The organism is Sulfuricurvum sp. RIFCSPLOWO2_12_FULL_43_24 (assembly GCF_001829605.1).
Classification (GTDB): Bacteria; Campylobacterota; Campylobacteria; order Campylobacterales; family Sulfurimonadaceae; genus Sulfuricurvum.
In genome coordinates this window covers 1-5,736 of the sequence record NZ_MIBT01000054.1, presented here as the reverse complement: position 1 = coordinate 5,736, position 5,736 = coordinate 1, and the positions used below count along the sequence as shown (strand labels likewise).

At 41.3% G+C, this 5,736-nt stretch carries 9 protein-coding genes; 1 reads left to right on the top strand and 8 read right to left on the bottom strand.

Annotated features, from left to right (window positions below; translation table 11 throughout):
* Positions 1–145: 145 nt before the first annotated feature.
* The 6 genes from A3G19_RS05515 to A3G19_RS05490 all read right to left on the bottom strand — a co-directional run bounded on the left by A3G19_RS05515 (position 146) and on the right by A3G19_RS05490 (position 3,144).
* The gene (locus A3G19_RS05515) at positions 146–760 is read right to left on the bottom strand and encodes a Crp/Fnr family transcriptional regulator (protein WP_015652820.1); all 615 of its coding nucleotides are present in this window, start codon (positions 758–760) and stop codon (positions 146–148) included.
* Between the two features lie 39 nt (positions 761–799).
* Complete coding sequence (locus tag A3G19_RS05510) at positions 800–997, bottom strand: DUF2892 domain-containing protein (RefSeq protein ID WP_015652821.1); 198 nt, start codon at positions 995–997, stop codon at positions 800–802.
* Positions 998–1,102: 105 nt separating this feature from the next.
* Entirely contained in the window at positions 1,103–1,492 is a 390-nt protein-coding gene (locus A3G19_RS05505) for a diacylglycerol kinase (protein WP_015652822.1), read from the bottom strand.
* Positions 1,489–2,133: a phosphatase PAP2 family protein gene (locus tag A3G19_RS05500; RefSeq protein ID WP_015652823.1), complete on the bottom strand. Its 645-nt coding sequence runs from the start codon at positions 2,131–2,133 to the stop codon at positions 1,489–1,491. Before A3G19_RS05500 ends, A3G19_RS05505 begins: the two co-directional genes overlap by 4 nt.
* Before the next feature lie 41 nt (positions 2,134–2,174).
* Positions 2,175–2,918 carry a polysaccharide deacetylase family protein gene (locus A3G19_RS05495; protein WP_294871065.1) on the bottom strand — a complete coding sequence of 248 codons (744 nt, stop codon included), beginning with the start codon at positions 2,916–2,918 and terminating at the stop codon, positions 2,175–2,177.
* A gap of 43 nt (positions 2,919–2,961) precedes the next feature.
* Positions 2,962–3,144: a hypothetical protein gene (locus A3G19_RS05490; protein ID WP_015652825.1), complete on the bottom strand. Its 183-nt coding sequence runs from the start codon at positions 3,142–3,144 to the stop codon at positions 2,962–2,964.
* Between the two features lie 184 nt (positions 3,145–3,328).
* On the opposite strand from A3G19_RS05490, the gene A3G19_RS05485 reads away from it, so the two are divergent.
* Positions 3,329–5,296, top strand: coding sequence for a GGDEF domain-containing phosphodiesterase (locus A3G19_RS05485; RefSeq protein ID WP_294871062.1), 1,968 nt, complete (start codon positions 3,329–3,331; stop codon positions 5,294–5,296).
* A 9-nt stretch (positions 5,297–5,305) separates the two neighbouring features.
* Here the strand turns inward: A3G19_RS05485 and A3G19_RS05480 are convergent, their stop codons facing one another.
* Positions 5,306–5,461, bottom strand: coding sequence for a hypothetical protein (locus tag A3G19_RS05480; protein WP_294871060.1), 156 nt, complete (start codon positions 5,459–5,461; stop codon positions 5,306–5,308).
* A 55-nt stretch (positions 5,462–5,516) separates the two neighbouring features.
* A partial coding sequence (locus A3G19_RS05475; RefSeq protein ID WP_294871057.1) for a helix-turn-helix domain-containing protein occupies positions 5,517–5,736 on the bottom strand: 220 nt, incomplete at its 5' end.

Here is a 5,736-nt window from a genome sequence, read left to right as displayed (position 1 = left end):
CTCGATCAACTGAGCCCGGTTGCTATAGCTCAAGGGTTAGAAAGTTTTGCTTATCTGAAGATAGTCTCTTTTGTGGGATTTGAACTTGTTTTAGGGTGGGTTTGGATCATTATTTTTTCTGCCTCATTAAAATCTCGCTAAAGTGTTACGCTAACCGCTCTATCGCTCCGCGTTCCAGATGGACTTTTCCTTTGTGTTCTAAATCTTTCAGCAGTCGGCTGATCACGACGCGTGAGGTCCCCAGCTGCGTTGCAATCTGCTCATGGGTCATTTCGATACGGCTGTTTTCCTGATGTGCGAGCCATTCGAGTAAACGTACATCGAGACGTTTGAATTTGATATCCTCCACGAGCGTAGCCAGCGATGCGAGACGGACGGTAAAGAGGGAAAATATGAAACTGAGATACTCCGGGCTTTGAGACATGAGAGAGCGGATCGATTCATAATCGAGGAGATAGCCGCTGATATCACTCTCTGTGATGGCGGTTCCGATGGCAACGTTTTGGGAGACAAGGCTAGCGGTGTTGACGACGCATTGTTCGAGCGGTTTGAGTGTATAGAGGGTGATCTCTTCGATCCCTTCGCCTTGGATATAGAGACGGACATTTCCCTCGGTCAAAAAGAGGATATCCGTGCATACATCACCTTGATAAAATAAAATCGTGTTTTTTGAGACGGTGATCGGACGGGCGTGAGCATGGACAAACTGTTGAAGTTCCGAGGATAGATGGGAGAAAAAAGTAAATGCTGAAAGTTCCATATAAATGCCTCAAGGAGTTTGAGGCATTATAACACAACATTATGATTCGTGTTTTGGTTTACAGCCTGTATTGATTCCAAGCAATGAATAAAGAGGACAGAGACTCATAGCTCCTGTCAGTAGTAAAACAATCCCGACATAGCCGAAAACGTTACCGCTTATCATCGCCCACACAATAAGAGCCAGCCCGGCACTGATGCGTAGAATACGATCGATCATCCCTATGTTACATACCATTATAAACTCCTTGGTCGAGAATGTGATTCTCGAAATTTGTAGGAGCATTGTAACGCTTTGAAGCTAGAGGTGTCTGTAACCTGAGTTACATAAAAAGAGAGAGCATCAATTGGTAAGATGGGGAAGCACTTTTATCAATTCGATCACTAAAACGGCTACCCACGTAAATATAGTGATTCCTGCGGCTGCGGCTGCAATATCTTTGATAATGCGAATTTTTTCATTGCAGCGTGTTTCCATAAAATCGCATACCGCTTCGATCGCCGTATTAAAAACTTCTCCCGCGATCATAACCCCTGTCGCTAGAATGATCAAAGAAGCATCAATCCACTCTTTATAGAGTATAACCGGAATGAGAAGAAGGGCGGAGATGATGATTTTGTATAAAACACTAAAATCGTAAATAACGGCAAAACGGAGACCTGAGAGGATAATTCTGAATTTTCGCAGCGGATGATAGCCGTGTTCCCCCGTCTCTAAAAATTTGTTTTTCATCCCAATACCCCCGTTTTAACAATCCAACCCGTAATAATGGCCCATATGAAGGCGATGAGCATCCCCGCCAAGATATCGGTCGGAAAATGGACTTGGAGGTACATCCGTGAGGCGGAAACGGACACAACAAGTAGTAAAAGAAGTGAGGATAGTACACTTTGATAGAGCGTTTGAGTGCCGATGAGCGCCAGAGAAAGCCCAAGGGCGAATGCGGTGATCTGAGCGGTATGGGCACTCGGAAACGAAGGATCGAGAGGAAGTTCATTAATCGCTCCGAAAAAAAGAGGACGTTTGCGTTCAAATTCAAATTTGAGTGCGTAGACGGTGATCACGGTTCCCCAAAAGGTGATTCCCAAGATTTTTTCAAAATGCTCTATGTGGGGGCTTAGGGTAAAAGTCAATAGAAGATAGAGGGGCAAAAGGATCCATAACGATCCCATCCACGTGATCGTGGAGAAAAAATGGTCCAGATAGGGATGACGGATCGCATGAAACCACGTCAGAATCGTCTGATCAAAATAGACGACGTGATCGTTTCGCAGGTAGTGAGCAAGGAGAATAAAGATACTCAAGGCTGCAATAAAGAGGAACAGTGAGAATGGCCACGATTCGCCGGAGAGAAATTTTAGATTAAAAGACATAGTTCACCTCTCTTTCTAAAAATATTGTAGCACACTTAGCGCTAAGGTAGGCGATTGAGATGCTCTTTGACATCGCTGAGACGGACGAAACTGAAACCGCTCTCTTGGAGTTTAGCAATACCTTCGATGATCCCCTCTCGTGTTCCTCCTTCGGGATGGTTCATGTGAAACAGGAGAATATCGCCGCTACGGGAACTCATGAGCTGTTGGGTCACTTTGGATGCGCTAAAGGTTGCTCCCGCATCCCCTAAAACGCTGAACCCGGCGATTTCGACGCCATTTTTATGGGCAATGGCAACGGAGTGCTCATCATAATAGGCGGTGCCGGAACGGAAAAAGCGGGGACGTTTGCCGGTGAGCTTTTCGATCAGATCGGCATTAGCGTTGATTTCATGGGCAACCTCTTCAGCAGAAGCGGTACCGGGAATGTTGTAAATACTTTTGCCGTTCACCGAGAGCGGGCGATGTGCGGTGCCGTGGTTGGCAATCTCAAAGAGGGGATTGGCTGAGAGTTTCTGGAAAATTTCGGGGTTAGTGTGTATCCATCGTGAGTTGATAAACAGTGTAGCCGGAATACGGTTCTCACTCAGAAAATTGATCAGCCCCTCATCGTACTGGGAACTGCGAAAACTTCCCCCGCACGCATCAAAGGTGAGGGCTATCTCTTTTTTAGGAGTATTAAATGTCGTGACGACTCCGGTTACGTTTTCACCCCATTGTACAGGCTCATCGGCAAAAAGGGTTACAGCAACAACGAGTAGAAAAAAGAGGAAAAATTTTTGCATTGATAACACCTTCATTAAAAGGTGAAATTGTAGCGTAGCGCACTTAGGGTTTGTTACAGTCACGATCTTTTCCGAAAATACAACGGCCGTTGGTTATGAGTTTGCGGATGAAAAAAAAGAGGGAGAGGGAAGCGATAACTCCGCTCATAATTGCCTGAGGTATTAACCCGTGTGAAAAGAATGCAAGGGTAGCAAAGATAAAGGCCAGGGTAAGTATAAGACACATAGGAAATCCTTGAGATTCAGTCTCCGTATTGTAGAGCTAAAAAAGCGATATCAGCGTAACAAAAGTTACATAACGGGTAAAAAAATAGCATTTGATATGATAAAATAAATTAATATAAAAAATAAATTAAGTGATTAACACAGAAAATTAAAGATCATTTATTTTTATGAATTATGAGGTCGAAATGTCACATAAAACAAGCTATACGAAGATTGCCGCCAAAATTATTTTTATTACGATGTTTTTGACCCTTATAGCCGCCTATTTTTATGGGGAGTATATGAAACGGGATGCGATTAGCAATCTCGCCCATGTAGATGCCAAAAAAACGAGTATGCTTGTTTTTGAAGCCCTTTATTCTGCGATGCAGAGAGGTTGGAATAAAGACGATTTAGAAGAGATCATCACCCGGCTTAATGGTGTTGACGAACACATGAAAGTTAATGTTTATCGAAGTGCAAGAGTGGCAGAACTGTTCGGTGAAATAGAAAAAGACAAGTTGGCCAGAGAATCGGATCACGATATTGCAAAAGCCATTAGCGGAGAAGAAGTTTTAAATATTTCAAACTCTGAAGTGATCGAATACTATTATCCGGTTGTGGCTAAAAACAATTGTCTAAAATGTCATACCAATGCAAAGGCAGGGGATGTATTAGGGGTCATTGATGTTTCGTATCCGATAGACGATTTAAAAATTTCGCTGACGGAGATGATCAACTTTTTTATTATTTTTATCGTAATTTTTTCTTTGGTGGTCTTTATTGCAATCTTTATCGAATTGAATCAGTATTTGATTAAACCGATTAAAAACTTTTCAAATGTCATTAAAAACATAACGGCTTCTCAGGATATGAAAAAACGGGTGGAGGTGAATGATAATATTGAAGAGATCGATTCGATCAAAAATGTGTTTAACACGATGCTCGATTCGATAGAACATCAATTTTATTATGACACGCTAACCGGATTGGAAAATAGGAGAAAGCTGACCGAGAAGCTCGAAGAGAATAAGAGTGTTTTTTTAATGATTATCAACATTGATGCATTTCAGGAGATTAACGATTTATACGGGGATCATGTAGGAGATTCGATTTTAATCGATTTTGCCCTCTATTTAAAAGAGATTATTCCGGTCAAAGAGGGGATATACCGTCTCCATTCGGATGAGTTTGCCCATTTGTGCACTAACGGGATGGATATCAATGAATTTAAGATTTTTGTAGCCTATATCAGTGAAAAAATTGAGAATAAAAGTTTTAAGATTGACGATAAAAGCGAAGTGAGCCTCAGTGCAACGATTGGGGTGTCTCATGGTTCTGAGCAATTGCTGATGAATGCGGATATCGCCCTTAAATTGGCCAAAAAAAGTAAAAAGAACTTTTTAATCTATGATGAAACTATGGCAATGGCAAAAGAGTATGAGAAAAATTTTGACTGGACGAAACGACTTAAAAAAGCGATCGAAGAGGACAAAATCGTACCGGTTTTTCAGCCTATAGTCGATACTAAAACAGAGAAAATCGTCAAATACGAAGCGCTTATGCGGATGATAGATGATAAGGGGGAGTATATAGCTCCTGTCCATTTTTTGGAGCTTGCGAAAAAGAATAAGCTTTATCATCAATTGACCAAAATCATCATTGATAAAACGTTTAAACGGTTCGAAAATTTACCGTATCTCGTATCCATCAATCTTTCGGTAGAAGATATTTTAAACAAAGAAATACATCATTTTATCCTTAGAAAACTCGAAGAGTTTTCCATCGGGAAGAAGATTGTGTTTGAGATTATAGAGTCTGAGGGGATTGAGAATTTTGATCAAGTCCTGGAATTTATTGAGAGTGTTAAAAAATACGGTGTGAAAATTTCTATCGATGATTTCGGGACGGGGTATTCAAATTTTGAGTATCTGATGAAACTCAAAGTGGATTACATCAAGATAGACGGATCGATGATTAAAAATATCGACAATGACCCAAGCTCTCAAATGATTACCAAATCGATTGTCAATTTCGCGAAAAGTATGAACATTCAGACCGTTGCAGAATTTGTACACTCTAAAAACGTGTGTGAAAAAGTGAAAGAGCTGGAGGTCGATTTTTCTCAGGGGTATTACTTCGGAGAGCCCTCAGAGAGTATTCGACAACCCTAAAACAGAACTTTATTCCGTTTTATCTTTCACGTAATTGGCACCTTGGTTGACTTGCCCTTTGGTCCATTGGACGGCATCGGTAGTGTCTTGCTGTACGCCGCTCCACGTAGCGGAACAGCCGGATACAAAGAGTAGAATAAAAAGGGTACATACGAAAGCTTTCACGCGATCACCTCTTAGATAAAAATAGCGAAAATTGTAACGTATTAAGGTTAACTGATTAGAGATCGATTTTATAGCCGATTCCATTTACATTGGAAATAATATTCGGGTAGCTTTTTTTACGAATACCGCGCACTAATGTTCGAAGGGCATCCATACTCATCAAACCATCCTGCCAAACCAACGATTCGATGACATCATAGGGGATAATGAGCTGCTTTTTATTTAAAAGAAGTTCGATGAGCAGATACTCTTTTTTGGACAATTGCGCCGATGAT

Excerpts from the sequence above, each read along its gene's own strand:
- A3G19_RS05515 (WP_015652820.1), bottom strand. The coding sequence starts at position 760 with ATGGAACTTTCAGCATTTACTTTTTTCTCCCATCTATCCTCGGAACTT.
- A3G19_RS05510 (WP_015652821.1), bottom strand. The coding sequence starts at position 997 with ATGGTATGTAACATAGGGATGATCGATCGTATTCTACGCATCAGTGCC.
- A3G19_RS05505 (WP_015652822.1), bottom strand. The coding sequence starts at position 1,492 with ATGAAAAACAAATTTTTAGAGACGGGGGAACACGGCTATCATCCGCTG.
- A3G19_RS05500 (WP_015652823.1), bottom strand. The coding sequence starts at position 2,133 with ATGTCTTTTAATCTAAAATTTCTCTCCGGCGAATCGTGGCCATTCTCA.
- A3G19_RS05495 (WP_294871065.1), bottom strand. The coding sequence starts at position 2,918 with ATGCAAAAATTTTTCCTCTTTTTTCTACTCGTTGTTGCTGTAACCCTT.
- A3G19_RS05490 (WP_015652825.1), bottom strand. The coding sequence starts at position 3,144 with ATGTGTCTTATACTTACCCTGGCCTTTATCTTTGCTACCCTTGCATTC.
- A3G19_RS05485 (WP_294871062.1), top strand. The coding sequence starts at position 3,329 with ATGTCACATAAAACAAGCTATACGAAGATTGCCGCCAAAATTATTTTT.